We start from the raw sequence: 26,788 nt of genomic DNA on the forward strand, positions 1-26,788 counted from the left end.
GAATGCAGGGCACAGTTCGTCGCCAGCAGCATGAGCTGCTTAGTAGCGGTAGCTGTCCGGCTTGAACGGACCTTCGACGGTCACGCCGATGTATTCCGCCTGCTTGGTGGTCAGCTGGGTGACCACGCCACCGAAGCCCTTGACCATTTCCAGCGCCACTTCCTCGTCGAGCTTCTTCGGCAGCACCATGACGGTGACGTTCTTGCTCTTCTCGGCCACTGGCAGATCGGCGAACTTCTCGTTGTAGAGGTGGATCTGCGCCAGCACCTGGTTGGCGAAGGAACCGTCCATGATCCGGCTTGGGTGACCGGTGGCGTTGCCCAGATTCACCAGTCGGCCTTCGGCCAGCAGGATCAGGTAGTCGTCGTTGGTCGGGTCGACGGTCTTGCCGGTGCGGTGGATCTTGTGCACCTGCGGCTTGACCTCTTCCCAGCCCCAGTTGGCGCGCATGAAGGCGGTGTCGATCTCGTTGTCGAAGTGGCCGATGTTGCACACCACGGCGCGCTTCTTCAGGGCCTTGAGCATGCCGGCGTCGCACACGTTGACGTTACCGGTGGTGGTGACGATCAGGTCGATCTTGCCCAGCAGGGCCGCATCGACGCTGGCTTCGGTGCCGTCGTTGATGCCGTCCTTGTAGGGGGAGACCAGCTCGAAGCCATCCATGCAGGCCTGCATGGCGCAGATCGGATCGACCTCGGAGACCTTGACGATCATGCCTTCCTGGCGCAGCGACTGTGCCGAGCCCTTGCCGACGTCGCCGTAGCCGACGACCAGCGCCTGCTTGCCCGACAGCAGATGGTCGGTGGCGCGCTTGATGGCATCGTTCAGGCTGTGACGGCAGCCGTACTTGTTGTCGTTCTTGCTCTTGGTGACCGAGTCGTTGACGTTGATCGCCGGGATCTTCAGCGTGCCGCCCTTGAGCATGTCGAGCAGGCGATGCACGCCGGTAGTGGTTTCCTCGGTCACGCCGTGGACGCGCTCGAGCACCTGCGGATACTTGTCGTGCAGGATCTGGGTCAGGTCACCGCCGTCGTCCAGCACCATGTTGGCATCCCACGGCTGGCCGTCCTTGAGGATGGTCTGCTCGATGCACCACTCGTATTCTTCTTCGGTCTCGCCCTTCCAGGCGAACACCGGGATGCCGGCAGCGGCGATGGCGGCAGCGGCCTGGTCCTGGGTGGAGAAGATGTTGCAGCTCGACCAACGCACTTCCGCGCCGAGCGCGATCAGCGTCTCGATCAGCACGGCGGTCTGGATGGTCATGTGAATGCAGCCGAGGATCTTCGCGCCCTTGAGAGGCTGCTCGGCGGCGTATTTCTTGCGCAGGCCCATCAGCGCGGGCATTTCGGATTCGGCGATGATGATTTCGCGGCGGCCCCAGGCAGCCAGGGAAATATCGGCGACCTTGAAGTCGGTGAAACCGGCAGGCGTCATGACAGCACTCATCGAAGAGTTCTCCATTCGTATAGATGCGAATGGGCGCCGTTGATGCGTTCTGGAAACGCCCCATCCGAGCCTGACAGGTTTCATCCTGCTGCAGCGCCCCTCGGACGGGTGGCGGGCACGGTCGAAGCGGAGTCGACCGGGAAAAAGCCCGGCGATTATAGCTGCGCCGCGCGGCAATCCCAACCCCGCGCCGCGCGAACTACAGCGAGCGAGCGCGAGTCGAAAACTACAGGTTCGGTGACCCTTGCCGGGCGAAACCGTTTCAGGAGACCGCCATGAACCCCATGCTTCGCTTAGCGCCCGTGTTGCTTGTCGGCGCCTTCAGCCTGCCTGCCGCCGCCAAATCCTGCTACGTGCACAGCGAAACCTCCGGCGCGGTTCCTGCGCCAGTGGTGACCGAGCAGTGTTTCGAATTCCACGGCGTGGACAAGGACGACGCCATCGACTGGGTCTGTCAGGACAACGAGGCGGTAAAGAACTCCCGCCGCGAGCTCCGCGACAGTTGTCCCGACGGCCACTTCGGTGTCTGCACCGCGCCGATGACGGCAGAGACCCTGGCCAACGAACGTGCCACTGGCTCCCAGGCGAAGAACGGTACCTTGCCCAGCCAGGTCGGCGGCGACGCGACGATCGTCACCTATCACTATCACGCCACTGATCGGGCCCAGGCCAAGATCGATTGCGAAAGCGCTGGCGGCAGCTGGTCGCAATAGCCTGTTGAGCAATCTTGGCTGACGGAGTCGAAACCCGACTGATTTGTTCAACCGCGCATGGACGGGGATAATCCCGCGCTTTGCATCGACGAGTGGTTGAACCATGAAGCTGAGTCTGCTGAGCTTGCCCCTGATTGCTGTCCTGGCGCTGACGGGCTGCGACCGGGTCGACCCCAATTCCCCGTTGGGCAAGCGCAAAGCGATCTACCAGGCGATGCTCGATACCAAGGAAGACCTTGGCGGCATGCTGCGCGGGCGCATCCCGTTCGACGGCGAAGGCTTCAGTGCAGGCGCGGCCAAGCTGGACGAGCTCTCGCGGCAGCCTTGGCAGCATTATCCTGATGTGAAGGAAGAGCAGAGCGATGCGCGTGACGACGTCTGGCAGCGTCAGGAGCGTTTCAACGAGATGGCCCGCGAACTGGAAGCGACCACGGAAGCGCTGGTGAGCGTGACGACCTCCGCCCCGGTTACTGCACAAAGCGTGGCGCCGGCGTTCCAGCGGGTCGAGGATGCCTGTGAAGCCTGCCACAAGGAGTTCCGCGCCTACTAACGGCGCAGCGATTCGAGCTTTTCCCGCGACTTGGCCAGCTGATTGCGGCGCAGCTCGATCAGCTGGGCATCACCGGTGCCCAAAGCCTCGCGTAGCAGCGTCTCGCGCCGCTCAACCTGGCGATTGGTGTGATCGTATTCGACTTGATGCGGGTGCAGGGCAACCACGCCCTGGCACTGCTCGGTCAGGCCCTGCAATTCGCTGTCGAGTTGCGTCTGGCGCAGCTTGTCACCCTGCAGGCGCGCCTGCTGCAGCTGTTCGCGCAAGGCCTGGCGCTGGTCGTGGCACTGGCTATCGGCGTTGGGGGCCGCGCTAGCCAACGGGCTGATGGCGGTAGCGCCGATCAGCAGGGCAATCGGCCAATGTCGCAAAGACATGCCTCGCCTCCATAATTGTTATCCAGCACCTATCGACCGCGACATTCGGGGGAAAGTCCCTTCAGAACCCCGAAATACCGACAGCGCGCAGCCTGTGACGCAGCAGCTGCAGCTCCGGTGCATGAAAGAAGGTATGCAGCTGTTCCGCGCGTGCCTTGCCAACCCCCGGTTCCGCCTGCCATTGCGCCACGCTGCGTGCCGCCAGTACGTCCCAGTCGGGCTGCAGTGTGAGCGGCAGGTTGACCGGCATGCCGAGCGCCTTGAGCCATCGGCCCGCTGGCTTCTGTCGGGCGAGAGCGAAGCTCGCGACCAGCTTGCTGGCGCGCGCCTTGCCGATGCCAGGGACCTGTTGCAACGTCGCCGCGTCCAGCTCCAGCCAGGCGAGCAGATCGGGCAGCAGTCCGGCGTCCAGCAGGGCCTGCCAACTGCCTTGGCCTACCCCGGGAAGGCCAAGCCCCTGCTTGCCGCTCAGCCAGACCATACGGGCGATGAACTGCTGCTCACAGCCCGGTGCTGGCTGCCAGCAGCTGTGCGCGTGATACTGCGATGGGTCTGGTGCCGCGACCTCTGCCCGTTCGGTGCTGCGCCAGACCATCGAGTCCAGTTGCGGGATGCTATGCCCGGCGAGCGCAATTGCGACCTGGTCGCGGGGGCGCACATCCAGTTCGCGCCAGCGCTCCAGCGAGCCGAGGCTGAGCGTACGGATACGGCGATCATCGAGATGTACCGGTGCCAGCTGCAGCATGGGCGTGATGCGCCCGGTGCGACCGATGCGAAACTCCACGGCGCGGACCTCGGTCACCCCCTTGCGCAGCGGATGTTTCCAGGCCGCCGCCCAGTGCGGCTCTGCCTGCCAGCGCTCGGCAGGCGGGCGCGTGCCTTGCCGCAACACCACGCCGTCGGTGGCGAACGGCAGCGGTTGCCGATACCACTGTTCGCGCCAATGCTGCGCTTGCGCGGGACCCTGTAGCGGCAGGCTGAACCGCTGACTGTCGCTGAACCCCATGGCGGCCAGCCGCTGCAGACGAAGGGTCATCTGCTCCGGCCCGTTCGGCCAGTCCCAGACGAACAGGCCGATCTGCGCCGCCGTATCGGTGTCCAGCCGGTTGCTGGCCATGGCGCCGGCAACACGGCCGCGCGCGCCAGCGCTGCCAAACTCCGCCTGCACATGCTGCTCCAGACGCCAGTAGAGTTCGCCCTGCAGTATCACCTCGCCAGGCGCTGCAAGTCGGGACGGAACCGCCGGCAGCTGCCGGACGTGGGCTGTCCAGTCCTGTCCGCTGTGACCATCGCCGCGGCTGATGGCCTGCTGCAGCAGGCCGCCACGATAGACCAGGGTGATTGCCACGCCGTCCACCTTCGGCTGAATCCACAGGTCCTCGCGGCGCTCGATCCAGGCGGCAACCGCCTGCTCGTCGGCGAGCTTGGCCAGCCCGGTCTGCATTACCGGATGCCGTACCGGGCCGCCGGCCCCGGCCAATGGGTTCGGAGTCGCGAGGGTGCTCGGGAAACAACGCTGCCAGTCGTGCAGGCGCGCCCGGCTCTGGTCGTAGATTTCGTCATCCACCAGCGCCAGGCCGCGGCGGTGATAGGCCTCGTCCCAGTGTTGCAGCTGTCGTTGGAGGCTGGTGATTTCCTGCTGCGCTCGCGCATCGTTCCAGGTCGGGCAGACGGCGAGGCAAAGCGGCGAGAAAAGGCACAATAACAGTGCGATCAGGCGTTGCATGGCGAGCATCCTTGCTTTGATGAGTTGGTCTGGCCTCCCTCGTTGAAGGCCAGCTCATTGTCGCCGGCTCGACGCGGCGCGACCGTGCGTCAGCGCATATTGAACAGTTCCTGGTGGAAGTCTCTTGGCGGCAGGCCGTGGCGTTGCAGGTCCCTGCTCAGATCCTGACCGAAGCCCGCCGGGCCGCAGAACCAGACGTCGCTGTCCTGCCATTGCGGCGCCAACTGGCGAAGGCGCTCGGGCGTCAGGCGCCCGCCCTCGCTGGCTACCAGCACGTGCAGGCGCACCCGGGCGCGTGCGGCCAGTTCGCGGATACGCTCGATGAAACTCTGGTCCGGCGCGCTGGTGCAGTAGAACAGATCGACGTTGTCGCCCTTGCCGCTCGCGGCGAGCGCCTGCAGGCGGCCAATGAAGGGCGCAATGCCGATGCCGCCGGCCACCCAGATCTGCCGCGGCTTGCGGCTATGGAAGTCGAAGCAGCCATAAGGCCCTTCGACCTTCACCGCATCGCCCACCTTCAGGGTGTCCGGCAGGGTGCGGGTGTAGTCACCAAGGCCCTTGATGGAGAAGGCCAGCCTGCCGTCGTTGCACCAGGCTGAGGACAGGCTGAAGGGGTGCGGCCCTTCCTTGTCGTCGAAGGTGACGAAGGCGAACTGCCCGGCCTTGTGCCCCGGCCAGGGACCATCGAGCTTGATATCGACGCGCAGCACGCGGTTGTCGCGATGATGGGTAAGCCCATCGATGCGGCCAACGACCTGATGCTTGCGGCCGATGCGGCGCAACAGCGAAATGCAGGCCGCCACAGAACCCGAAGCCATCATCACGGCAAGGACCAGGCCCAGCGGCGATGTCCAATAGTCGGGCGGCGTCAGCACTACCGAGTGCACCACCAGCGCCAGATAGACCAGCGCCAGCCAGCGGTGCGTCTTGAAGAACCAACGGTAGGGGAAGCTTTTGACCAGCGCCAGTACGATCAGAATCGCCGCCGCGTAGAAGGCCCATTCGCCGATCGTCTCGGCGAGGCCGCGAAAGCGCTGCAGCAGGGCAAAGATGCCCTCATGCATCTGGCCCTCACCGGCACGTCGCGCCGGCTTTTCCAGCCAGCCGAAGCCGACCAGCCATTTCGGTATCTGCCCCCAGCCCCAGTGGAAGATGGCGATCACCAGGGCGCTGATACCAAGCCACTTGTGCAGTCGATAGGTCTTGTCCAGGCCGTCGAAGAAGCGTTCGAAGCGCCGTGGCCGTGCCGCCAGCACCATCGCCACGCTCATCGCAACGATGCCGAGCACGCCGCTGTAGTGCACCAGTACCTTGCGCAGCGGCCAGAACTGGTAGCGAGCCATGATGAAGTCGTCCACCAGCAACCAGAGCAGCGTCAGTCCGACGAACAGCGCGACGTAGGTGAGTTTTATCTGTCTCATTTCGGGAAAGCCTCCTTGCTGGCGACCCGTGTGCCAGCGCTTCCAAGCATGTATGCAGTGCCGCGACGCCGCCATGATCACGGTCACTACGAATCGTGACTGGGAGGCGGCGGGCGCCCTGCGTTACGTTTTTCTCTACAATTCCGCCCCTGATTCCTCGAAGAGACGAGCCCGTGCAAACAGTGATCGCCATTGAGCAGCTCACCAAGACCTACGCTTCCGGCCACCCGGCGCTCAAGCGCATCGACCTCGAGATCCACAAGGGCGAGATATTCGCTCTGCTCGGACCCAACGGCGCCGGCAAGACCACGTTGATCAGCATCATTTGCGGCATCGTCAACCCCGGCGGCGGGCGAGTGCTGGTCGACGGCCACGACATCGTTCAGGACTACCGCGCCGCCCGCTCGAAGATCGGCCTGGTGCCGCAGGAGCTGTTCAACGAGGGCTTCGAAAGCGTCTGGGCGACGGTGCGTTTTTCGCGCGGCCTGTTTGGCAAGGCGCCGGACGATTCGTTCCTGGAGAATCTGTTGCGCGATTTGTCGCTGTGGGACAAGCGCAATGCCCGCATCCTCGAGCTTTCCGGCGGCATGAAGCGCCGCGTGATGATCGCCAAGGCGCTGTCCCACGAGCCGTCGATCCTGTTCCTCGACGAGCCCACCGCCGGCGTCGACGTCGAGCTGCGTCGTGACATGTGGGAAATGGTCCGCGGCCTGCGCGAGCGTGGCGTGACCATCATCCTCACTACCCACTACATCGAAGAAGCCGAGGAAATGGCCGACCGCATCGGGGTGATCAGCCGCGGCGAGATCATTCTGGTCGAGGACAAGGACGTGCTGATGCACAAGCTTGGCAAGAAGCAGCTGACCCTCCATCTGCAGCGACCGCTGGCCGAGATTCCCGCGGAACTGGCCAGCTATCCCCTGGAGCTCACCGATGCCGGCAACCAGCTGGTGTTCACCTTCGACGCCCAGCATGAGGATACCGGCATCGCCGAGCTGCTCCGGCGCCTGGCGGCCCACGGCATCGACTTCAAGGATCTGCAGTCGAGCCAGAGCTCGCTGGAAGAAATCTTCGTCAATCTGGTTCACGGTCGCTGAGGAAAAGCCCGCATGAATTTCTACGCGATCCGCGCGATCTACCTGTTCGAACTGGCGCGCACCTGGCGCACCCTGCTGCAGAGCATCGCCACCCCGGTGATCTCCACCTCGCTGTACTTCGTGGTGTTCGGCTCGGCCATCGGCGCGCGAATGGAGGCGATGCACGGCATCCCTTACGGCGCGTTCATCATCCCCGGCCTGATCATGATGGCGCTGCTCACCGAGAGCATCTCCAACGCCTCGTTCGGCATTTACATGCCGCGCTATTCCGGAACCATCTACGAGGTGCTGTCGGCGCCGGTGTCCTATGTCGAGATCGTCATCGGCTATGTCGGTGCGGCGGCGACCAAGTCGCTGGTGCTCGGCGTGATCATCCTTGTCACCGCGCGGCTGTTCGTCGATTATGAAATCCAGCATCCGCTGATGATGGCACTGTTCCTGGTGCTGACGGCCGTCACCTTCTGCCTGTTCGGCTTTATCATCGGCATCTGGGCCGATGGCTGGGAGAAACTGCAGATCGTTCCGGCGCTGATCGTCACGCCGCTGGCCTTTCTCGGCGGCAGTTTCTATTCCATCGAGATGCTGCCGCCGCTGTGGCAGAAGGTCACCCTGTTCAACCCGGTGGTGTACCTGATCAGCGGCTTCCGCTGGAGCTTTTACGGCGTCTCGGACATCAGCGTCGGTGTCAGCCTGGCGATGATTCTTGGTTTCCTCGGCGCCTGTCTGCTGGCGGTGTGGTGGATATTCAAGACCGGCTATCGGTTGAAGAACTAGCCCGCAATGAAAACGCCCGCATCTGCGGGCGTTTTCATTAGCGCGTCGGGGGGCTTACTTGCCGAACATCTTGCCCAGACCGAGAACCGCATCCTTGGCTTGGGTGACAGCCTGGACCTTCTCATTCACTGCTCCAGCGTCGTCGCCAGCTGCGTTGGCTGCCAGGCCGTCGGCGTCCAACTGAGCGCAGCCGTCTTCGACCTGATTCAGCACATTGCTGAGTTTTTCGTTGCCTAGCATCTGGCCGAGCAGCTTGCCGGTTTCCAGATTGCCCTGCTGGGCGGCCAGCTGCGCTTGGCATTTGGCTTGCGCGTCAGTGGTGGCGGCCTGCAGCGAGGTGCTGGCGAGGATGACGGCGGCACAGCCGAGAATGAGGGAAATACGCATGGATACGCTCCTTGTAATGCCGATCACAACAGGTGATCGATCGAGTCCGTTCGAAAAGGGCGTTGATGATAGCTGTTGGCCTGCATAACGGAAAGGCTCTGGAATGGAGGTTTCGTGATGCACCGCTGGCAGCGGATGGTGTCTGTTGCGACTCTACCCCCCTCTTGAAAGCAAGAAGCCCCGCGCGGCTTGCGCCGGCGGGGCTTTTTGTCGGTGCGGTCGCGCTTACAACCCGGCAGCGGCGCGCAAAGCGTCGGCCTTGTCGGTCTTTTCCCAAGTGAAGGCGGTGAAGGTGTCGGCCCCCACCGTCATCTCGTAGGGATTGCGGCCGAAGTGGCCGTAGGCCGCGGTGGCGCGGTACATCGGGTGCAGCAGGTCGAGCATGCGGGTGATCGCGTAAGGGCGCAGATCGAAATGCTCACGGACCAAAGCGATGATCTTGTCGTCGCTGAGCTTGCCGGTGCCGAAGGTGTTCAGCGAGATGGATGTCGGCTGCGCTACGCCGATGGCGTAGGACACCTGAATCTCGCAACGATCGGCGAGGCCGGCGGCGACGATGTTCTTCGCCACGTAGCGGCCGGCGTAGGCGGCCGAGCGGTCGACCTTGGACGGGTCCTTGCCGGAGAAGGCGCCACCGCCGTGGCGGGCCATGCCGCCGTAGGTGTCGACGATGATCTTGCGGCCGGTCAAGCCGCAGTCGCCCACCGGGCCGCCGATGACGAACTGGCCGGTCGGATTGATGTGGTACTGGGTGTCCTTGTGCAGCAGCTCCGCGGGCAGGCTGTGCTTGATGATCAGCTCCATCACCGCTTCGCGCAGGTCGCTCTGCTTGACCTCGGGGTTGTGCTGGGTGGACAGCACGATGGCGTCGATGCCGGCGACCTTGCCGTTCTCGTAGCGGCAGGTGACCTGGCTCTTGGCGTCCGGGCGCAGCCATGGCAGCAGGCCGTTCTTGCGTGCTTCGGCCTGGCGTTCGACCAGGGCGTGGGAGAAGCGGATCGGCGCCGGCATCAGCACGTCGGTCTCGTTGCTGGCGTAGCCGAACATCAGGCCCTGATCACCGGCACCCTGGTCTTCCGGCTTGGTGCGGTCGACGCCCTGGGCGATGTCCACCGACTGCTTGCCGATGATGTTGATGATGCCGCAGGTGGCGCCGTCGAAACCGACTTCCGAGCTGTTGTAGCCGATGTCGACGATGACGTCGCGCACCAGTTGCTCCAGATCGACCCAGGCCGAAGTGGTGACTTCACCGGCAACGATCGCCACACCGGTCTTGACCATGGTTTCGCAGGCCACGCGGGCATGCTTGTCCTCGGCGATGATGGCGTCGAGCACCGCATCGGAGATCTGGTCGGCGATCTTGTCCGGATGCCCTTCGGACACGGACTCGGAGGTAAAAATCGAGTATTCGCTCATCTATCGGTTTCCTATTACCGGTGGGTGAGTCGGTCGTCAGGGACGGACCGGGAAAAGTACCGGGCCTGGATCTGAAAACCGTTCTTCAAGCCAATGTAGAGGCTCTCGCCGGGCGTGAGCCCCGCGGCATCGGCCCAACGGGCCAGATCGTCCTGTTCGAAGCCCAGCCAGAGATCGCCGCAGGCCTCCCTGGCCCAACTCTGATTGTGGCTGCACAGCTCCGTGACCAGCAGGCTGCCGCCCGCGTTCACCAGCCGTGCCAGTTGTTTGATCGCCTCGCCGGGCGCCGCCAGGTGATGCAGCACCATGTTCAGCACCACGCAGTCGGCCGGCGGGCAGTCGTCGTGCAGTGCGTCGGCGAGCTTCAGCTCGACATTTGTCAGCCCCGCTTCCTGACAGCGCGCACGCGCCAGATCGAGCATGGCGGGGCTGTTGTCCAGCGCCACTACGCGGGCGAAGCGCCGCGCCAACTCCGGCAGGAAGCTGCCATCCCCTGGACCGACTTCCAGCGCCGTGGCGCTGGCATCGAAGTTCAGTGCATCGAGCAAGGCCACCACGCTGTCGCGATACTGCGGCAGGCCGGCGATAAGGTCCTGACGGGCCTGAAAGCTGTCGGCCATGCGCGCGAAGAAATCCTCGCTGGCTGCGCTGCGCTGGGCATGCACGGCGGCGATACGGGCCTCGATCTCGCGCGGCAGCTCCAGCCGATCGGCTTCCTCGAGCAGCGCCGCGTGCAGCTTGCCGCCGGGGCTGTCGACCAGCGGCAGGCTGCGCCGGTAGAACACCGCGTTGCCTTCGCGGCGGGTTGCCAGCAACCCAGCCTGGGTAAGTACCTTGAGGTGGTGGCTCATGCCGGACTGACCGATGGCGAAGATCTGCGCCAGCTCCAGTACACCGAACGAATCGCTGGCCAGCGCCCGCAGTACGTTCAGGCGCAGCGCATCGCCACCGGCCTTGCACAGGGCGGCGAGCGAATCACTGGCGTCGAAACGGATCTGGGGTATGCGCAGGCTCATAAGCGGCGCAGTCTAGTCGGTCACTTTTCGTACAGCAAGGGCAATATCAAAAAGTTTTGATATTGCCCTTCTGGGCGCGGGGTTACTGCAGCAGGCGGGACAAACCTAGGGTGCACGACACCAGGCCAAGGCCGATGAGGAAGTAGTTCGGCAGGATATCCAGCAGGCGCTGAATCAGTCCTTCGCCGGCCAGGCGGCGCGAGAGCAGGCTGTAGGCGAGCAGGATGCTTAGATCGATCACCGCCCAGATCACGATGAGCACCGTCGCCTGTGGCGCGAACGGCTGCGCGGGCAGGATGAAGCCGGGGAGGAAGGCGAGGAAGAACAGGATGTCCTTGGGGTTGGACAGGCCCACCGCCATGGCCCGCCAGAAATAGTGCGCCTCGCTGCGTTTGGGCATGGCGGCCTCGCTGCGTCCGCCGCACAGGCTGTCGCAGCCCAGCCAGATCAGGTACAGGCCGCCGAGGATCTGCCCGGCTTCGAGCACCAGCGGGTCGAGGTCCAGCGCCAGGTAGATCATCACCAGTGCGGCGATCATCAGGATCTGCGCAGACAGCGCACCGCCGAGAATCGTCCACAGTGGCCAGCGCCGGCGCGCGTCGGATACCACCAGTGCGACCACCGGTCCGGGAGAGGCGATCAGCAGGGCGACCGCCGCGGCGAAGGCGAGATAGGTTGCGTTCATAGTTCGGTCACCAGGCCGAATACCCGGCTGCGTTTGCCCAGGCGCTCGGCATAGAAGTTCGGATTGGTGATGGCGAAGGCGCGCTGGATCCAGCGATCGCTGCCGTCGAAGCGTGCACTGAAGGGGCTGCGCGCGTGAGCGGTGCGGCGATTGTCGATGATCAGCATGTCGCCACGATTCAGCCGCACCGGCTCGACCACCTCCCAGGCGATGGCGCGCAGCTTGTCCATCAGTTGTTGGGCGCGGCTGCTGAAGGCCAGCATGAAGTGCGGGTCGAAACGGAAGAAGGGTGCATCCGGGTCGCCGTAGAGGATGGTCTGGTGGCGATTGATGTCGATGCGCTGGTTCTTTTCGGTGGGACCGTAATCGGACAGGAAGTTGTACGGCTCGGTGAGGAAGAACGCCTGCTCTTCGAAGGTCAGTCGCTCGAGGATGCGCTCGATCGAGGCGATATAGGTGACCGCCTCCGCGTCGGGGTCCTGGCGCGGGCAGAGCAGCACCAGATAGTCGGGCAGTACGGCGTGGAAGGCGTTTTCCGTGTGCAGGTCCAGTTCGGTATCGAAACTGTCCGACGTTGCACCGCGGGAATGTGCCTGCTGCGGGAAGAAGTTGTTGACGATGCAGCCCTCGGACTCCTGCAGATAGCCGATCGGTTCGCCGAGCAGGGCGGTGGCCTGCAGCAGAAGGCGCTCGCTGCTGTCGTCGGGTTTGCAAAGGAGGTCGCGGCTCAGCGGTGTTGGCGGGATGTCGCCGATGGGCAGGCTTTCGAGGGTCATGAAGCCTTTCTTGTTACCGAACAGCCTGAAATTGATGATCTGGCCGATCTGCTCATGCTGCAGTGCGCTCTTCTCTACCGCATTGGCCAGGAGCGTCTCGTAGTATTTGTTCTGCATGGCATCCTTTCCTGAGTTTTTATTGGTGCGCGTGCGCGTTAAGTGAATACCGAAGCTGGCCCGGAACCCCATTGCTGGCGCAGTATTGGGACGCTGGAAAAGATTGGAAAATGGAAAAAATGACCCCTAAGGATGAGTTTTAGTCATGCCGGATTCGGTTGTCGCAGCGCCGCGCATGCCGCCGCTCTATGCCTTGCGCGCCTTCGAGGTGGCGGCGCGTTTCGGCTCGTTCACCCGGGCCGCGCAGAGCCTGTTCATCACCCAGAGTGCGGTCAGCCGGCACGTGAAGACGCTGGAAGAGCATCTCGGCTGCCAGCTGTTCGAGCGGCACGGCTCGCGTCTGACGCTGACCGATGCCGGGCGACTGCTGGCGCAGGAGTTGAAGATCGGTTTTCGCACCATCGAAAACGCCTGCGTTGCGGTGACCCGCCAGCGTGGTGCGTTGCGCCTGAAGGCGCCGTCGACCCTGACCATGCGTTGGTTGCTGGGCACGCTGGAGGGCTTTCATATGGCCAGTCCGCAGAACCGCGTGCAGTTGACCAGTGCCTGGATGGATCTGGACGCAGTGGATTTCAGTAGCGAGCCGTTCGACTGTGCAATTCTGCTTGGCAACGGCGGTTTCCCCGCTGATTGGCGACGGGTGAAGCTGTTCGATGAGTGGCTGGTGCCGGTCTGTGCCCCTGAACTGCTTGGCACCACGGCCTGGACCACGCAGCGGCTGGGCGAGGCGGAGCTGATCCATCCTTCGCGGGATTGCCGTGACTGGCGGCGCTGGCTGCAGCGTACCGGGCGCGCGGATCAGATTGCCTGGCAGCAGGGCAAGCTGTTCGACACCCTGGAGCTGGGCATCTCCGCCGCGGCGCAGGGGCATGGTGTCTCGATCGGTGACCTGGCGCTGGTCGGCGCCGAGCTGCAGCGCGGCAGCCTGGTGCTGCCGTTCCATCAGGCAGTGAAGTCCGGTGACAGCTATTACCTGGTCTGGCCCGGCGGCGGCGATGAGTCGGCGACCCTGATGCGCATGCGCGATTACCTGCTCGAACACCTGCCGGACGTGACCAGTCAGGGCGTCGAGCTGTTGGATTGACGGCGCGGGCCGGCCATTCAGTCATTGCCCCAGCTACCCTCGGTAGGGGAAAATGGCCGCCTTTTTCTACGTACACCCCGCAGGAGATTCAGCGATGCCCAGCCGTCGTGAGCGAGCCAATGCCATCCGCGCCCTCAGCATGGATGCCGTGCAGAAAGCCAACAGCGGCCACCCGGGTGCCCCCATGGGCATGGCGGACATCGCCGAAGTCCTCTGGCGCGATCATCTGAAGCACAGCCCGACCAACCCGCAGTGGGCCGACCGCGACCGCTTCGTGCTGTCCAACGGCCACGGCTCGATGCTGATCTACTCGCTGTTGCACCTGACCGGCTACGACCTGTCCATCGATGACCTGAAGAACTTCCGCCAGCTGCACAGCAAGACCCCGGGCCACCCGGAGTTCGGCTACACCGCCGGCGTTGAGACCACCACCGGTCCGCTCGGTCAGGGCCTGGCCAACGCTGTCGGTTTCGCCGTGGCGGAGAAGGTCATGGCGGCGCAGTTCAACCGCCCCGGCCATAACATCGTCGACCACAACACCTATGTGTTCCTCGGCGACGGCTGCATGATGGAAGGCATCAGCCACGAGGTCTGCTCGCTGGCCGGGACCCTTGGCCTGAAAAAGCTGATCGCCTTCTACGACGACAACGGCATCTCCATCGACGGCGAAGTGCACGGCTGGTTCACCGATGACACCCCGCGGCGCTTCGAAGCCTATGGCTGGCAGGTGATCCGCAACGTCGACGGCCATGACGCCGACGAGATCCAGATGGCCATCGAGACCGCGCGCAAGAGCGACCGTCCGACGCTGATCTGCTGCAAGACCATCATCGGCTTCGGCTCGCCGAACAAGCAGGGGAAGGAAGAATCCCACGGCGCTGCGCTGGGTGATGCCGAGATCGCGCTGACCCGCGAGGCGCTGGGCTGGAAACACGGCCCCTTCGAAATCCCGGCCGAGATCTACGCCGAGTGGGACGCCAAGCAGAAGGGCGCCGACGCGGAAAACGAGTGGAACAAGCGCTTCGCCGCCTATGAAACCGAATTCCCGGCGCTGGCGTCCGAGTTCAAGCGGCGCATGGCCGGCGAGCTGCCGGCTGACTTCGCCGACAAGGCCAGCGAGTTCATCCGTGAAGTCGCCACCAAGGGCGAAACCATCGCCAGCCGCAAGGCCAGCCAGAACTGTCTGAATGCCTTCGGCCCGCTGCTGCCGGAGCTGCTCGGGGGCTCGGCAGACCTCGCCGGCTCCAACCTGACCCTGTGGAAGGGCTGCAAGCCGGTAGTCGCTGAGGACGCCTCGGGCAACTACATGTATTACGGCGTGCGCGAGTTCGGCATGGCCGCGATCATGAACGGCATCGCCCTGCACGGCGGCCTGATTCCGTACGGCGCAACCTTCCTGATGTTCATGGAATACGCCCGCAATGCCGTGCGCATGTCCGCCCTGATGAAGCAGCGCGTGCTCTACGTCTTCACCCACGACTCCATCGGTCTTGGCGAAGATGGCCCGACTCACCAGCCGATCGAGCAGCTGACCAGTCTGCGCACCACGCCGAACCTGGACACCTGGCGCCCGGCCGATACCGTCGAATCCGCGGTGGCCTGGAAGCATGCGGTCGAACGCAGGGACGGCCCGAGCGCGCTGATCTTCTCGCGGCAAAACCTGCCGTTCCACGTGCGCGACAACGAGACCGAGGCGGCCATCGCCCGCGGCGGGTACATCCTGAAGAACTGCGTCGGCGAGCCGGAGCTGATCCTCATCGCCACCGGTTCGGAAGTCAGTCTGGCGGTGCAGGCCGCCGACAAGCTGACCGAGCAGGGCCGCAAGGTGCGTGTTGTCTCGATGCCTTGCACCAGCGTGTTCGATGCCCAGGACGCCGCCTACAAGCAGCAGGTGCTGCCGGTGGAAGTCGGTGCACGTATCGCCGTCGAGGCGGCGCACGCGGACTACTGGTACAAATACGTCGGCCTTGACGGTCGCATCATCGGCATGACCACCTACGGGGAATCGGCTCCGGCCAACCAGCTGTTCGAGGAGTTCGGCTTCACCGTCGACAACATCCTCGCCGTCGCCGAAGAGCTGCTGGAGGACTGACCGCAAAGATGGGGTGGATGGCTGCGGCCATCCACCCATCAAGCCCCATCCGCGTAGGGTGGAGAACATCGGTTTTCCACCTGCAGGACCGACGAAGAACCCATGGCCAACGCCCGTCCCTATCGCGTCGCTCTCAACGGCTACGGCCGCATCGGCCGTTGCGTGCTGCGTGCATTCTATGAGCGCGGCGCCGCCTTCGATTTTCAGTTCGTTGCCCTCAACGATCTGGCCGACATGGCCAGCCTGGAATACCTCACCCGTTTCGACTCCACCCACGGCCGCTTTCCCGGCGAAGTCAGTGTCGACGGCGATTGCCTGCACCTCAACGGACACTGCGTGAAGGTGCTGCGCGAGTCGACGCCCGAGGCCATCGATTGGCGGGCGCTGGACGTCGATCTGGTGCTGGAGTGCTCGGGCGCCTACACCAGTCGCGCCGATGGCGAGCGCTTTCTCGCCGCGGGTGTGCCGCGGGTGCTGTTCTCGCAGCCGATGGCCAGCGCGGCGGATGTCGATGCCACGGTGGTCATGGGCATCAACCAGCAGCAGCTGACGGGCTCCGAGCGGCTGGTGTCCAACGCTTCCTGCACTACCAACTGCGGCGTGCCATTGCTCAAGCTGCTCAACGACGCGGTGGGCATCGAGTACGCCTCGATCACCACGATTCACTCGGCGATGAACGATCAGCCGGTGATCGACGCCTACCATCATGAAGACTTGCGCCGCACCCGTTCGGCCTTCCAGTCGGTAATTCCGGTTTCCACCGGCCTGGCGCGGGGTATCGAACGCCTGCTGCCGGAACTCTCGGGGCGGATTCAGGCCAAAGCGGTGCGGGTGCCCACGGTGAACGTGTCCTGTCTGGACATCACGCTGCAGACCGCCTGCGATACCGATGCGCGAACGATCAACCGGGTGCTGCGCGAGGCCGCCGAAGGCGGGCCCTTGCAGGGCTTGCTGGCGTATACCGAGCTGCCCCACGCCAGCTGCGATTTCAATCACGATCCGCATTCGGCGATCGTCGACGGCAGCCTGACGCGCGCGTCCGGCCCGCGCCTGGTGAACCTGCTGGCCTGGTTCGACAACGAATGGGGGTTCGCCAACCGCATGCTCGACGTCACCGACCACTATCTGCGCGTGGCCAATCGCACCTAGCCCCCGCGCCTGGAACATCGCTGCTTCTCGACCTTAAGGAAGACCAACATGACCGTTTTGAAGATGACCGATCTCGACCTCCAGGGTAAGCGCGTGCTGATCCGCGAGGACCTCAACGTGCCGGTGAAGGATGGCGCGGTGAAGAGCGATGCACGCATCCTGGCCTCGTTGCCGACCATCAAGCTGGCGCTGGAGAAGGGCGCGGCGGTGCTGGTCTGCTCGCACCTGGGACGACCGGAAGAGGGCGTCTACAGCGAGGAAGACAGCCTCAAGCCGGTCGCCGACTACCTATCCAAGGCCCTCGGCCGCGAAGTGCCGCTGATCAAGGACTATCTGGAAGGCGTCGAGGTCCAGCCGGGTGAGCTGGTGCTGCTGGAGAACGTGCGCTTCAACAAGGGCGAGAAGAAGAACACCGACGAGCTGGCGCAGAAATACGCCGCGCTGTGCGACGTTTTCGTCATGGACGCCTTCGGCACCGCGCACCGCGCCCAGGGCTCGACCCATGGTGTGGCCAAGTTTGCCAAGGTGGCCTGCGCCGGCCCGCTGCTGGCGGCAGAGCTGGATGCCCTGGGTAAAGCGTTGAAAACCCCGGCCAAGCCAATGGTCGCCATCGTCGCCGGTTCCAAGGTGTCGACCAAGCTCGACGTGCTGACCTCGCTGGCCGACATCTGCGACCAGCTGATCGTCGGTGGCGGCATCGCCAACACCTTCCTCGCCGCGGCGGGTTACAACGTTGGCAAGTCGCTGCATGAAGCGGATCTGCTCGACACCGCCAAGGCCATCGCGGCCAAGGTTGCCGTGCCGCTGCCGGTGGACGTGGTGGTCGCCAAGGAGTTCGCCGAGAGTGCCGAGGCCACGGTCAAGGCTGTCGCCGACGTCGCCGACGACGACATGATCCTGGATATCGGGCCGAAGACCGCCGCCATGTTCGGCGAAATGCTCAAGGCTTCGCAGACCATCCTCTGGAACGGTCCGGTCGGCGTGTTCGAATTCGACCAGTTCGGCAACGGCACTAAGGTGCTGGCTCAGGCCATCGCCCAGAGCCCAGCGTTCTCTATCGCCGGAGGCGGCGACACCCTGGCAGCCATCGACAAGTACGGCGTGGCCGAGCAGATCTCCTACATCTCCACCGGTGGTGGCGCCTTCCTCGAGTTCGTCGAGGGCAAGGTGCTGCCGGCGGTCGAAGTGCTGGAACAGCGCGCCGACTGAAACTTCGCGGGCGAGGTGAACGCCTTGTGCCGTTCGCCTGCCGGCTCAGGAGATGCTGGGCCGGCAGCGCATGGGGCAACCCCGGCGGCTTGCCGTGGTCTTTGTTCTATCTGGAACAAGGAAAGGGGATGCACCATGCGATATGCCGTTGTTGCTGTTTGCTGCCTGGGGTTGGCCGGTTGCGCCGGGAATTCACCGGATAGCGCTTGCCAGGTACTCGACCCACCGCCTGTCCTCAGCCCGACTGCCGAGCATGACCAGCGCGTCGAAATGCAGGCCACGGGCGACCCGACCATCACTACGCAAGACGGCCTGCAGGATTGCCCGTGATCACCGTTTGCCAAGGAGAAGGAATGAACAAAGGCCTGTCCATGCTGATCGCAGCGTTGCTGCTCGGCGGTTGTGGCCACTGGCAATCCGGCCCGGATGCGCCATTCGTGCGCTGGAAATGCCAGAGTCAGCAGAACATCGCCTGGCGATACGCTGACGACCAGCACTCGGCGATCGACCTGAAAGTGGGCAATGACGAACGTATTCATACCCTGCGAAAGGAACCAGCCACCCGCGGCAGTTTCTATAGCGATGGCGTACTCGCTTTCCACGACAAGGGTAACGAGGCGCTGGTGTACCACGTCGCCGATGACAAGGTGCTGGCCCATGGCTGCAGTGCGTCGCTCATCAGCATCTAGCGGCTAATGATTCATACAGGCCTCGCCGATGCGGGGCTTTCGACTGAAAGCTGGCGGGACGCTGGCATTTGCCGCCCCCGCCACTACAATGCCGCGCCCAGCGTGCGGCGCTTGAACAGCGTCGGCCACTGCGGCAGGCTCTACACGATCAAACGACCCAGACCGGGAGAAAGGAAAACATGGCACTCATCAGCATGCGCCAGATGCTCGACCACGCCGCCGAGTTCGGCTACGGCGTGCCGGCCTTCAACGTCAACAACCTCGAGCAGATGCGCGCCATCATGGAAGCGGCTGACAAGACCGACTCCCCGGTGATCGTCCAGGCTTCCGCCGGTGCGCGCAAATACGCTGGCGCGCCGTTCCTGCGTCATCTGATCCTGGCGGCGATCGAAGAATTCCCGCACATCCCGGTGTGCATGCACCAGGACCACGGCACCAGCCCGGATGTCTGCCAGCGCTCGATCCAGCTGGGCTTCTCCTCGGTGATGATGGATGGTTCGCTGCAGGCGGACGGCAAGACCCCGGCCGACTACGACTACAACGTGCGCGTGACCCAGCAGACCGTGGCCTTCGCTCACGCCTGCGGTGTCTCCGTGGAAGGTGAGCTGGGTTGCCTGGGCAGCCTGGAAACCGGCATGGCCGGCGAGGAAGACGGCGTCGGTGCCGAGGGTGTGCTCGATCACAGCCAGCTGCTGACCGATCCGGAAGAAGCCGCCGACTTCGTCGCCAAGACCAAGGTCGATGCCCTGGCGATCGCCATCGGCACCAGCCACGGCGCTTACAAGTTCACCAAGCCGCCGACCGGCGACACCCTTTCGATCCAGCGCATCAAGGAAATCCATGCGCGCATTCCGGACACCCATCTGGTGATGCATGGCTCCTCGTCGGTGCCGCAGGAGTGGCTGCAGATCATCAACCAGTACGGTGGTGAAATCGGCGAAACCTACGGCGTGCCGGTCGAAGAAATCGTCGAGGGCATCAAGTACGGCGTGCGCAAGGTCAACATCGACACCGACCTGCGTCTGGCGTCCACCGGCGCGATTCGCGAGTTCATGGCGAAGAACCCCAGCGAGTTCGACCCGCGCAAGTACTTCGCCAAGACCGTCTCGGCCATGCGCGACATCTGTATCGCCCGCTACGAGGCCTTCGGTACCGCCGGTAACGCCAGCAAGATCAAGCCGATCTCCCTGGAAGGCATGTTCCAGCGCTACGCCAGCGGCGAACTGGACCCGAAGATCAACTGATCCGTCCAGACGTGAAAAAGCCCGCGCTATGCGGGCTTTTTCGTTTCGGCGCAGTGTCGGTCAGCTGGCGAGCAATGCCTGAATCTGGCTGTGCAGCGTGTCCAGGGCGAAGGGCTTGGCCAGCACCGGCGCCGAGCGCGCAATGGGGCTGCCCGATTCATAGATTTCGATCGGATAGCCGCTGATGAAGATCACCTTGAGGTCGGGCCGCAGCTTGAGTGCCGGCTCGGCGATCATCACGCCGGATACATTGCCGGGCAGGCGGAAGTCGGTTACCAACAGATCCAGCTGCGGTTTGGTCGCCAGGATTTCGAATGCCTTGGGCGCGCTGTCCGCTTCCAGTACCTGGTAGCCCTCGCTGGCCAGATAGTCCGAGAGCAGGCTGAGGATATGCGGCTCGTCTTCGACGAGCAGAACGATTTTCGGCAGTGCGTGGTTCATGGTGGTCTCGATGTTGCGTTTCGCTGCATTCCAGCCGTTGTAGAGCCGGACAGGATTTCGACAGGTTACGCGCTGCAAGTTTCAGTCCTGCAGCCGGACGGTCGTCGCTTTCCGCCGGCTACTGTGCGCTGGCTCACGTTGTGAGCGGCATCCTCGCCGTTCCAGGCGCAACGCTCAATGCCTACCTTAGCCGGGGGCGCCCAGCCGGGGGTGCCTGACCGGCAGTACAGGTCTGTCGCAGCACTGGCCCTATGCTCGAGGCCGCGCTAGGGTTGCGCCATTCTCATGCTGGAGTCGCCCATGAACGATACCGAGGCCGCCGCGCAGCGCACGCTCGATTACTACCGCCTCAATGCAGAGGCTTTCCGCGAGGGTACGCTCGACCACGACGTCAGCCAGAACATTGATGCCCTTCTGCGTCACATTCAGGCAGAACCGCCGCTGCGCATCCTCGACCTCGGCTGTGGTCCAGGTCGTGATCTGAAGACCCTGAGAACCCGCGGGCATGTGGCGATAGGTCTCGATGGAACAGAGGCGTTCGTCGAGATGGCGCGCGCCGGCAGTGGCTGTGAAGTCTGGCATCAGGATCTGCTGCAACTGGAGCTTCCGGCCCAATCGTTCGATGGCATCTTTGCCAATGCGGTGCTGTTTCACGTGCCTAGCACCGAATTGCCCAGGGTCCTTTTGCAGCTGAGCGATAGCTTGAAGCCGGGTGGGGTGTTGTTCTGCTCCAATCCGCGCGGTCATGACCAGGAGGGCTGGAGTGGAGATCGCTACGGCGTCTGGTATGCCTGGCCGACCTGGCGCGAACGCGTGTTGGCCGCCGGTTTCGTCGAACTGGAGCACTACTACCGCCCCGCCGGGGTGCCACGGGAGGAACAACCTTGGCTAGCGAGTGTCTGGCGTAAGGGCTGAACGGCCAATGCAGACCGCAGAATGCAACCTGCATCACGCTTCGTATTGCGTTTTGCACGGCTTAATGCCTGGGCATAATTTCATAAGTTATTGTTTTTGTTAGATAAAAAATCATTGGTCAGGTTGGCACGAACGCTGCTCCGTTAGGTTCGCTGGAACTTATTGGAGTACAGAACAATGACCGCTGCACAACAATTCCTCACTGCCGCATTCCCTGAGTTCGAAGTGCTCACCGAGCCCCGCCCGGATGGCGGGCTGCTGCTGACCCTGCGCAACGACGACCGTGTTCTGGTCAAGCGAGCGCTTTCCAAGGGCCAGACCCAGACCCGGATGCAACTGGAATGGGTCGTCAGCTCGGTACGCCGGGACCTCGCGCTGGAGGCGGGGATGTCGCCTTCCATCGCACATCTGCAGAGCCAGAGCCGTACCGCACTGCCGACCTACGAGTACGCCTGAGCCGCCCGGCTGCGGGATGACCGCAGCCATATTTTTCGACACCGGGCCGCAGAGCCCGGTTCGTTTGCCGTGAAGCCGAAGAGGATAGCCACATGAACGCCATCGACCTGTTGATTGAGGATCATGAGCGCGTGAAGGACCTGCTGACGCGCCTGATCGATTCCACCGAGCGTGCCGTGAAGACACGCACCGAGCTGCTGAGCAAGCTGGAAATGGAAGTCACCATCCATACCCAGCTGGAAGAGCAGATTCTCTATCCCGCCTACAAGGAAGCTGGCGGCAAGGAAGAAGCAAAGATGTACCACGAGGCCAAGGAAGAACACCGTGCGGTGGATGCTCTGGTACTGCCGGATCTGAAGGCAACCGATCCCGGCAGCCTCGAATTCTCCGGTCGCGCCAAGGTGTGCAAGGAGCTGCTCGAGCACCATATCGAGGAAGAGGAATCGGAAATGTTCCCGCAGGCACGCGAGCTTTTCGATGCCAAGCGCCTCGAGGAAATGGGGGAGCAGATGAGCGAACTGCGCGCCCGCCTCAAGAAGGAGCTCACCGCCAAGCTGGCGGCCTGAGTACCGGAAGGGCTGCCGGGGCGTCCTGCCTCGGCGCGCCCGACTATCGTCTGTCCCCGGACCCATCGCTTCGCTGACTTGCATCAATAATGCGACGAAGCGCCGCTGCGACCCTAGATGGCTTTATGGCATCAACTGGTACCGCACCTGATAGTCGCCCCTGACTGGCAGAAAGCCAAGCGAAGGTGGGCGCGCCGGGCGGGCCATCGCATCGGGAAAGGCATGGAAGACGAGCTGAAGGCGCTGTTGCAACGAGTCGGGCTGGGCCTCGACCAGATCCTTACGCGCAAGCGTTTCCTGCAATGGCAAGCCAGCGATGCGCTGCGCCTTAACCGGGCGGCTGCTGAGCTCGAGCCGGCGCATCGGGTCTTCATCGAAAAACTCTACGAACACCTTGCCGACTTCGGCCAGCCGTCAGCGATGCGCAGCGATCGTGCCGGTCTGACACGCCTCAAGCAGCGCCAGCAGGAGTACTACCGCCGCCTCTGGAACGGGCCATATGAGCGCGACTATGTGCGTGATCGCCTGCTGGTCGGGCTGGTGCATCAGCGCGTCGGCGTCGACCTGGAGTGGTATCTCGGGGCTTACCGGCTGTATCTGTCGGAAATGCTGCGCGCCCTGGTAGGCGACGACGAGCAGCATGCGGTTTACGACAGCCTGCTGAAGATCGTTTTCTTCGACATGATTCTCGCCATCGACACCTACAGTGCGGCGCAGCGACATGCGCTGGAGGACAGTGAAGCGCGCCTGACGCGCGCGTTGCGCGGCTCCGAAGACGGCATCTGGGAGTGGGACGTCGAGCATGACCGGCTGCACCTTTCCGAGCGCTGGACCGCCATGCTGGCAATGCCAGCACAACCCAGTTATTGCAGCCGCAGCTGGTTCGAACGGGTGCACCCGGACGATCTGCCCGGGTTGCGCGAGGCCATCGCCGACCACCTGAACGGGCGCAGCCCTTCGCTGGTTCACGAGTACCGCGTCCGTACCGAGCGCGGTGAGTACCTCTGGGTGCTGGTGCGCGGTGTGGCCGAACGCTGCGAGCTGGGGACCTTGCGCATGGCCGGTTCGCAGACCGACATCAGCGCGCGCAAGGCCGCCGAAGACTGCTTGCGTCACGCGGCACGTCACGATGCGCTGACTGGCCTGGCCAACCGCCTGCACCTCGAGGAGCTGCTCAAGGAGGTGCAGCAGCGTCCCCATGGACGCGCTGCCGCGTTGCTGTTCGTGGACCTGGACCGCTTCAAGCTGATCAACGACAGTCTCGGGCATGGCGCCGGCGACCAGGTGCTGGTCGAGGTGGCGCAGCGCTTGCTGCGCTGCCTGCGCCCCGGCGATCACCTTGCACGCTTCGGCGGCGATGAGTTCGTCGCCCTGCTCGGCGATCTGGCCTGCGAGGCCGATGCCGAGCGTGTGGCGCAACGGATGCTGGTCGCGCTGCGTCAGCCGTTGCAGCTCGGCGAGCGAACGCTGTCGGTCAGCGCCAGCATCGGCATCGCGCCCTTGCAGCGTGACGGCCAGGCGCTGAACGCGCTGCAGGCGGCTGATCTCGCGCTGTACCGGGCCAAGAGCGCCGGCAAGGACCAATTCGCGCTGTTCTGCGATGGCCTGCATTCCAAGGCGGCGCGCCAGCTGGAGCTCGAGAGCGCACTGGCGCAGGCGCTGGCGCTTCAATAACCAGCCGGTGGCGCCCAATGAATTCATTCCGGTGCTGGAAGAGTCGCGCGAGATCGTCCGGGTTGGTGAGTGGGTGCTGCGCGAGGCCTGCTGTCAGGTGCGCCGCTGGCAGCTGGCGGGTCAGAGCCAGCTGTACTGTGCGGTCAACCTTTCGATTCGTCAGCTGCAGCAGCCAGGTTTCGCCGCGCTGCTGGCCCGTGTGCTGCGTGAAACCGGACTGCCGCCCGCGAGCCTGCTGCTGGAGATCACCGAGACGCTTTTGATGCAGGACAGCGAGCTGATGATGGGCGCGCTGCACGAGATTGCCGCGCTGGGTGTTCGCCTGGCGCTGGACGACTTCGGTACTGGCTATTGTTCGCTCGGTTACCTCAAACGTTACCCGCTGCATGTGCTAAAGGTCGATCGCAGCTTCATTGCCGCCGCACCGGACGATGCCGACTCGGTGGCGATCAGTCGCGCCGTCATCGGACTTGGCCAGAGCCTGGGACTGGCTGTCGTTGCCGAAGGCGTGGAGCACCCCGAGCAGGTGGCGTTCCTCGTGGCCGAGGGCTGCCAGCTGGTGCAAGGCTATTGGTTCAGCCGGCCACGGCCGGCTACGGAACTTCAGGCATTGTTCGACGGCGAGCACTGCGTCGAAGGTCTCTGGCGGCTGCGCCCGGTGCAGCCGGCGGTCGCGTAACGAGTACGACGCTCGTCGCGCCGATGCTTCGGCGCTGGGCTTCGACGGCTGGGCAGGGCACTCTTGCGCCAAACCAAGGTCAACCTTCTGTGAATCTGCTGATTCAAGAATTCGCCGGCCACTGCCGGACCACTCTGAAGGAGGTTAACCATGCGTCTTACCTATCTGCTGCCCCCCGTACTCGGGCTCCTGTTGGTCGGTTGCGGCCCGGATGAGGATCGCGAGCGCGAGCCGACCCCGCCGCCGGCGACTACCGAGCAGCCTGCCGCACCCTCCACTGATACCACCACTCCGCCAGCAGACACCGGCACCGGGACCGGCACTGCGCCGAGCACCGGAACTGGCACCGGCACTTCCGGTGGCATGGCTACTCCGCCAGCCGACAACGGCAGCGGCCTGGGCACCGAGTCCGGCTCCGGCACCGCGCCGAGCACTGGCACCGGTACTTCGCAGTAAGTTCGGCACCACCTGATCCGGGCACTCCGCGCTGACTGCGGAGTGCCTTCAGCAGGAGACAGCGATGAAGTGGAAATTTGCATTCGCCGGTGCGCTGACCGCGCTGGCTCTGGCCGGTTGCTCGCCGGATGACGAAAGATCGGCACTGGACAACAATACCCGCAACCAGCAGGAATATCAGAACACCGCGACCGATCCTGCCGGGCCGCGGGAAATTTCGCCGCCGTCCAACCAGGCCAACGAGTAGATCGTCGATTCGGCGTCGCGCAGGCTAGGCGAACTGGCCTGCGGCGTAGGCCGATGCCCAAGCCCACTGGAAGTTGAAACCACCCAGGTGGCCGGTAACGTCCAGCACCTCGCCGATGAAGTACAGCCCTGCTGATTTCTGCGATTCCATGGTCTTGGATGACACTTCCCGCGTATCTACCCCGCCCAGCGTCACCTCTGCCGTGCGATACCCTTCGGTGCCGGCCGGTACCAGCTGCCAGTCTGCGAGCTTCTCGGCAATCGCTTCCAGTTCGCTGGGTACGTATTGCTTCAGCGGTCTGGATGCGAACCAGTGCTCGCAGAGCAGCCCGGCCATCTTGCGTGTGAAAACCTCGCCGAGCAGCGTCTTCAACTCTGCATTGGGGCGCTCCTGCTTCTGCGTCGCCAGCCACTCGCCGAGGTCGAGATGTGGCAGCAGGTTGATGTGCACCACATCCCCCGGTTGCCAGTAGGACGAGATCTGCAGAATCGCCGGGCCGGAGAGCCCGCGATGGGTGAACAGGATGTTTTCGCGAAAGCTCTGGCCGTTGCAGCTGACCAGGCAATCCTCTACCGAGGTGCCGGACAGCTCGGTGCAGATCGTCTTGAGCTGCGGCTCGGTGATGGTGAAAGGCACCAGTCCAGCGCGTGTCGGCAGCACGTTGTGGCCGAACTGGCGGGCGATCTGATAACCGAAGCCGCTGGCGCCGAGGGTCGGAATCGACAGGCCGCCGGTGGCGATTACCAGCGATTGGCAGCGCACCGGGCCGATGCCGGTGTACAGCAGATATCCCTCAGCATGCTTCTCGATCGACTCGACCGGGGTGTCCAGACGCAGATCCACGCCGGTCTGCGCGCATTCGTCCAGCAGCATCTCGAGGATGTCGCTGGACTTGTTATCGCAGAACAGCTGACCGAGCTTCTTCTCGTGATAGGGCACGCCGTGACGGCTGACCATCTCGATGAAGTCCCACTGGGTGTAGCGCGCCAGCGCCGACTTGCAGAAGTGCGCGTTACTCGAGAGGAAATTCGACGGCTCGGTGTACAGGTTGGTGAAGTTGCAGCGGCCGCCACCGGACATGAGGATCTTCTTGCCGGCCTTGTTGGCGTGGTCCAGCAGCAAGACCTGGCGGCCCCGTGCAGCGGCGGTGAAGGCGCACATTAGACCGGCCGCACCGGCACCGATTACCACCACGTCAGTCTGCACCAGCGCTTACCTCGTCGGAAAACGCGCGATGGTACTCCTGCCGCGTTTCCGATGCAGCCCGACATCCGACGAGACGCTGGCGTCAACTGGCGGGCTTTGTGCTTTGATTGGAGCTGATAGCGTTTCGCCAGAAGAGCGAGAGAATTTGTCGGGCACACGGCGGGTCATCGGGTTGATATT

27 protein-coding genes, 1 pseudogene and 1 riboswitch are annotated in these 26,788 nt (G+C 63.8%); of the genes and pseudogenes, 17 read left to right on the forward strand and 11 right to left on the reverse strand.

Features of this window, described 5'->3' with window-relative positions; genetic code table 11:
* Positions 1-39: 39 nt before the first annotated feature.
* A complete protein-coding gene (gene ahcY / locus CW305_RS20915; RefSeq protein WP_014818766.1) occupies positions 40-1,446 on the reverse strand; it encodes an adenosylhomocysteinase in 1,407 nt (468 codons plus the stop codon).
* 24 nt (positions 1,447-1,470) lie between these two features.
* A riboswitch (S-adenosyl-L-homocysteine riboswitch) is annotated at positions 1,471-1,554 on the reverse strand.
* A gap of 167 nt (positions 1,555-1,721) precedes the next feature.
* Between ahcY and CW305_RS20920 the strand changes: the two genes are divergently transcribed.
* The gene (locus tag CW305_RS20920) at positions 1,722-2,159 is read left to right on the forward strand and encodes a hypothetical protein (protein WP_101275325.1); all 438 of its coding nucleotides are present in this window, start codon (positions 1,722-1,724) and stop codon (positions 2,157-2,159) included.
* A 103-nt stretch (positions 2,160-2,262) separates the two neighbouring features.
* Entirely contained in the window at positions 2,263-2,709 is a 447-nt protein-coding gene (locus CW305_RS20925) for a c-type cytochrome (protein WP_090520858.1), read from the forward strand.
* Here CW305_RS20925 and CW305_RS20930 read toward each other — a convergent pair.
* From CW305_RS20930 to CW305_RS20940, 3 genes are all read right to left on the reverse strand, one after another.
* Positions 2,706-3,086, reverse strand: a complete 381-nt coding sequence (locus CW305_RS20930; RefSeq protein ID WP_104098854.1) for a DUF1090 domain-containing protein — start codon at positions 3,084-3,086, stop codon at positions 2,706-2,708. The genes CW305_RS20925 and CW305_RS20930 overlap by 4 nt on opposite strands.
* A gap of 61 nt (positions 3,087-3,147) precedes the next feature.
* Entirely contained in the window at positions 3,148-4,812 is a 1,665-nt protein-coding gene (gene ligB / locus CW305_RS20935; RefSeq protein ID WP_104098855.1) for an NAD-dependent DNA ligase LigB, read from the reverse strand.
* Between the two features lie 89 nt (positions 4,813-4,901).
* Positions 4,902-6,233 (reverse strand): ferredoxin reductase family protein, encoded by a 1,332-nt coding sequence (locus CW305_RS20940; protein ID WP_014818771.1) that lies wholly within the window; start codon positions 6,231-6,233, stop codon positions 4,902-4,904.
* A gap of 173 nt (positions 6,234-6,406) precedes the next feature.
* Here CW305_RS20940 and CW305_RS20945 point away from each other — a divergent pair, with 173 nt between their 5' ends.
* Both CW305_RS20945 and CW305_RS20950 read left to right on the forward strand, forming a co-directional pair.
* Entirely contained in the window at positions 6,407-7,330 is a 924-nt protein-coding gene (locus CW305_RS20945) for an ABC transporter ATP-binding protein (protein WP_014818772.1), read from the forward strand.
* Between the two features lie 12 nt (positions 7,331-7,342).
* Positions 7,343-8,104, forward strand: a complete 762-nt coding sequence (locus tag CW305_RS20950; RefSeq protein ID WP_014818773.1) for an ABC transporter permease — start codon at positions 7,343-7,345, stop codon at positions 8,102-8,104.
* 54 nt (positions 8,105-8,158) lie between these two features.
* Here CW305_RS20950 and CW305_RS20955 read toward each other — a convergent pair whose 3' ends face one another.
* The 5 genes from CW305_RS20955 to CW305_RS20975 form a co-directional block, all read right to left on the reverse strand.
* Positions 8,159-8,491, reverse strand: a complete 333-nt coding sequence (locus tag CW305_RS20955; RefSeq protein WP_014818774.1) for a hypothetical protein — start codon at positions 8,489-8,491, stop codon at positions 8,159-8,161.
* Positions 8,492-8,716: 225 nt separating this feature from the next.
* The gene (gene metK / locus CW305_RS20960; RefSeq protein ID WP_014818775.1) at positions 8,717-9,907 is read right to left on the reverse strand and encodes a methionine adenosyltransferase; all 1,191 of its coding nucleotides are present in this window, start codon (positions 9,905-9,907) and stop codon (positions 8,717-8,719) included.
* A gap of 14 nt (positions 9,908-9,921) precedes the next feature.
* On the reverse strand, positions 9,922-10,923 hold the full coding sequence (locus tag CW305_RS20965) for an ArsR/SmtB family transcription factor (RefSeq protein WP_104098856.1): 1,002 nt from the start codon (positions 10,921-10,923) through the stop codon (positions 9,922-9,924).
* 82 nt (positions 10,924-11,005) lie between these two features.
* Positions 11,006-11,608, reverse strand: a complete 603-nt coding sequence (locus tag CW305_RS20970) for a LysE family translocator (protein ID WP_014818777.1) — start codon at positions 11,606-11,608, stop codon at positions 11,006-11,008.
* Complete coding sequence (locus tag CW305_RS20975; RefSeq protein WP_102832286.1) at positions 11,605-12,501, reverse strand: TauD/TfdA family dioxygenase; 897 nt, start codon at positions 12,499-12,501, stop codon at positions 11,605-11,607. The genes CW305_RS20970 and CW305_RS20975 overlap by 4 nt, the downstream gene beginning before the upstream one ends.
* A 145-nt stretch (positions 12,502-12,646) precedes the next feature.
* Between CW305_RS20975 and CW305_RS20980 the strand changes: the two genes are divergently transcribed.
* From CW305_RS20980 to fba, 7 genes are all read left to right on the forward strand, one after another.
* Positions 12,647-13,585, forward strand: a complete 939-nt coding sequence (locus tag CW305_RS20980; RefSeq protein WP_104098857.1) for a LysR substrate-binding domain-containing protein — start codon at positions 12,647-12,649, stop codon at positions 13,583-13,585.
* A 94-nt stretch (positions 13,586-13,679) separates the two neighbouring features.
* The gene (gene tkt / locus CW305_RS20985) at positions 13,680-15,677 is read left to right on the forward strand and encodes a transketolase (protein ID WP_104098858.1); all 1,998 of its coding nucleotides are present in this window, start codon (positions 13,680-13,682) and stop codon (positions 15,675-15,677) included.
* A 102-nt stretch (positions 15,678-15,779) separates the two neighbouring features.
* Positions 15,780-16,826 (forward strand): erythrose-4-phosphate dehydrogenase, encoded by a 1,047-nt coding sequence (gene epd, locus CW305_RS20990; protein WP_045666226.1) that lies wholly within the window; start codon positions 15,780-15,782, stop codon positions 16,824-16,826.
* 48 nt (positions 16,827-16,874) lie between these two features.
* Positions 16,875-18,035 carry a phosphoglycerate kinase gene (locus CW305_RS20995; protein ID WP_104098859.1) on the forward strand — a complete coding sequence of 387 codons (1,161 nt, stop codon included), beginning with the start codon at positions 16,875-16,877 and terminating at the stop codon, positions 18,033-18,035.
* Between the two features lie 135 nt (positions 18,036-18,170).
* Positions 18,171-18,365, forward strand: coding sequence for a hypothetical protein (locus tag CW305_RS23825; protein WP_014818783.1), 195 nt, complete (start codon positions 18,171-18,173; stop codon positions 18,363-18,365).
* A gap of 23 nt (positions 18,366-18,388) precedes the next feature.
* Entirely contained in the window at positions 18,389-18,724 is a 336-nt protein-coding gene (locus CW305_RS21005) for an MliC family protein (protein ID WP_104098860.1), read from the forward strand.
* A 179-nt stretch (positions 18,725-18,903) separates the two neighbouring features.
* Entirely contained in the window at positions 18,904-19,968 is a 1,065-nt protein-coding gene (fba, locus tag CW305_RS21010) for a class II fructose-bisphosphate aldolase (RefSeq protein ID WP_014818785.1), read from the forward strand.
* A gap of 60 nt (positions 19,969-20,028) precedes the next feature.
* Here the strand turns inward: fba and CW305_RS21015 are convergent, their stop codons facing one another.
* Positions 20,029-20,409 (reverse strand): response regulator, encoded by a 381-nt coding sequence (locus CW305_RS21015; protein ID WP_014818786.1) that lies wholly within the window; start codon positions 20,407-20,409, stop codon positions 20,029-20,031.
* Positions 20,410-20,709: 300 nt separating this feature from the next.
* Here CW305_RS21015 and CW305_RS21020 point away from each other — a divergent pair, with 300 nt between their 5' ends.
* From CW305_RS21020 to CW305_RS21045, 6 genes and pseudogenes are all read left to right on the forward strand, one after another.
* A complete protein-coding gene (locus CW305_RS21020) occupies positions 20,710-21,324 on the forward strand; it encodes a class I SAM-dependent methyltransferase (protein WP_104098861.1) in 615 nt (204 codons plus the stop codon).
* A gap of 177 nt (positions 21,325-21,501) precedes the next feature.
* Positions 21,502-21,780: a DUF3509 domain-containing protein gene (locus CW305_RS21025; RefSeq protein ID WP_003301474.1), complete on the forward strand. Its 279-nt coding sequence runs from the start codon at positions 21,502-21,504 to the stop codon at positions 21,778-21,780.
* 92 nt (positions 21,781-21,872) lie between these two features.
* Positions 21,873-22,346, forward strand: a complete 474-nt coding sequence (locus CW305_RS21030) for a PA2171 family ribosome-binding persister protein (RefSeq protein ID WP_014818788.1) — start codon at positions 21,873-21,875, stop codon at positions 22,344-22,346.
* A gap of 222 nt (positions 22,347-22,568) precedes the next feature.
* A pseudogene (locus tag CW305_RS21035) lies at positions 22,569-24,699 on the forward strand (putative bifunctional diguanylate cyclase/phosphodiesterase).
* A gap of 150 nt (positions 24,700-24,849) precedes the next feature.
* A complete protein-coding gene (locus CW305_RS21040) occupies positions 24,850-25,155 on the forward strand; it encodes a hypothetical protein (protein ID WP_014818790.1) in 306 nt (101 codons plus the stop codon).
* Between the two features lie 64 nt (positions 25,156-25,219).
* Complete coding sequence (locus tag CW305_RS21045) at positions 25,220-25,402, forward strand: hypothetical protein (protein ID WP_014818791.1); 183 nt, start codon at positions 25,220-25,222, stop codon at positions 25,400-25,402.
* 24 nt (positions 25,403-25,426) lie between these two features.
* On the opposite strand, the gene CW305_RS21050 is transcribed toward CW305_RS21045, so the two are convergent.
* A complete protein-coding gene (locus CW305_RS21050) occupies positions 25,427-26,611 on the reverse strand; it encodes a BaiN/RdsA family NAD(P)/FAD-dependent oxidoreductase (RefSeq protein ID WP_104098862.1) in 1,185 nt (394 codons plus the stop codon).
* Between the last annotated feature and the right edge of the window lie 177 nt (positions 26,612-26,788).

The sequence above is a fragment of the Stutzerimonas kunmingensis genome, from assembly GCF_002929225.1.
Taxonomy (GTDB): domain Bacteria; phylum Pseudomonadota; class Gammaproteobacteria; order Pseudomonadales; family Pseudomonadaceae; genus Stutzerimonas.

What these genes read in the sequence shown, in the direction of transcription:
- ahcY (WP_014818766.1), bottom strand. Translation starts at nt 1,446, where the DNA reads ATGAGTGCTGTCATGACGCCTGCCGGTTTCACCGACTTCAAGGTCGCC.
- CW305_RS20920 (WP_101275325.1), top strand. Translation starts at nt 1,722, where the DNA reads ATGAACCCCATGCTTCGCTTAGCGCCCGTGTTGCTTGTCGGCGCCTTC.
- CW305_RS20925 (WP_090520858.1), top strand. Translation starts at nt 2,263, where the DNA reads ATGAAGCTGAGTCTGCTGAGCTTGCCCCTGATTGCTGTCCTGGCGCTG.
- CW305_RS20930 (WP_104098854.1), bottom strand. Translation starts at nt 3,086, where the DNA reads ATGTCTTTGCGACATTGGCCGATTGCCCTGCTGATCGGCGCTACCGCC.
- ligB (WP_104098855.1), bottom strand. Translation starts at nt 4,812, where the DNA reads ATGCAACGCCTGATCGCACTGTTATTGTGCCTTTTCTCGCCGCTTTGC.
- CW305_RS20940 (WP_014818771.1), bottom strand. Translation starts at nt 6,233, where the DNA reads ATGAGACAGATAAAACTCACCTACGTCGCGCTGTTCGTCGGACTGACG.
- CW305_RS20950 (WP_014818773.1), top strand. Translation starts at nt 7,343, where the DNA reads ATGAATTTCTACGCGATCCGCGCGATCTACCTGTTCGAACTGGCGCGC.
- CW305_RS20955 (WP_014818774.1), bottom strand. Translation starts at nt 8,491, where the DNA reads ATGCGTATTTCCCTCATTCTCGGCTGTGCCGCCGTCATCCTCGCCAGC.
- metK (WP_014818775.1), bottom strand. Translation starts at nt 9,907, where the DNA reads ATGAGCGAATACTCGATTTTTACCTCCGAGTCCGTGTCCGAAGGGCAT.
- CW305_RS20965 (WP_104098856.1), bottom strand. Translation starts at nt 10,923, where the DNA reads ATGAGCCTGCGCATACCCCAGATCCGTTTCGACGCCAGTGATTCGCTC.
- CW305_RS20970 (WP_014818777.1), bottom strand. Translation starts at nt 11,608, where the DNA reads ATGAACGCAACCTATCTCGCCTTCGCCGCGGCGGTCGCCCTGCTGATC.
- CW305_RS20975 (WP_102832286.1), bottom strand. Translation starts at nt 12,501, where the DNA reads ATGCAGAACAAATACTACGAGACGCTCCTGGCCAATGCGGTAGAGAAG.
- CW305_RS20980 (WP_104098857.1), top strand. Translation starts at nt 12,647, where the DNA reads ATGCCGGATTCGGTTGTCGCAGCGCCGCGCATGCCGCCGCTCTATGCC.
- tkt (WP_104098858.1), top strand. Translation starts at nt 13,680, where the DNA reads ATGCCCAGCCGTCGTGAGCGAGCCAATGCCATCCGCGCCCTCAGCATG.
- epd (WP_045666226.1), top strand. Translation starts at nt 15,780, where the DNA reads ATGGCCAACGCCCGTCCCTATCGCGTCGCTCTCAACGGCTACGGCCGC.
- CW305_RS20995 (WP_104098859.1), top strand. Translation starts at nt 16,875, where the DNA reads ATGACCGTTTTGAAGATGACCGATCTCGACCTCCAGGGTAAGCGCGTG.
- CW305_RS23825 (WP_014818783.1), top strand. Translation starts at nt 18,171, where the DNA reads ATGCGATATGCCGTTGTTGCTGTTTGCTGCCTGGGGTTGGCCGGTTGC.
- CW305_RS21005 (WP_104098860.1), top strand. Translation starts at nt 18,389, where the DNA reads ATGAACAAAGGCCTGTCCATGCTGATCGCAGCGTTGCTGCTCGGCGGT.
- fba (WP_014818785.1), top strand. Translation starts at nt 18,904, where the DNA reads ATGGCACTCATCAGCATGCGCCAGATGCTCGACCACGCCGCCGAGTTC.
- CW305_RS21015 (WP_014818786.1), bottom strand. Translation starts at nt 20,409, where the DNA reads ATGAACCACGCACTGCCGAAAATCGTTCTGCTCGTCGAAGACGAGCCG.
- CW305_RS21020 (WP_104098861.1), top strand. Translation starts at nt 20,710, where the DNA reads ATGAACGATACCGAGGCCGCCGCGCAGCGCACGCTCGATTACTACCGC.
- CW305_RS21025 (WP_003301474.1), top strand. Translation starts at nt 21,502, where the DNA reads ATGACCGCTGCACAACAATTCCTCACTGCCGCATTCCCTGAGTTCGAA.
- CW305_RS21030 (WP_014818788.1), top strand. Translation starts at nt 21,873, where the DNA reads ATGAACGCCATCGACCTGTTGATTGAGGATCATGAGCGCGTGAAGGAC.
- CW305_RS21040 (WP_014818790.1), top strand. Translation starts at nt 24,850, where the DNA reads ATGCGTCTTACCTATCTGCTGCCCCCCGTACTCGGGCTCCTGTTGGTC.
- CW305_RS21045 (WP_014818791.1), top strand. Translation starts at nt 25,220, where the DNA reads ATGAAGTGGAAATTTGCATTCGCCGGTGCGCTGACCGCGCTGGCTCTG.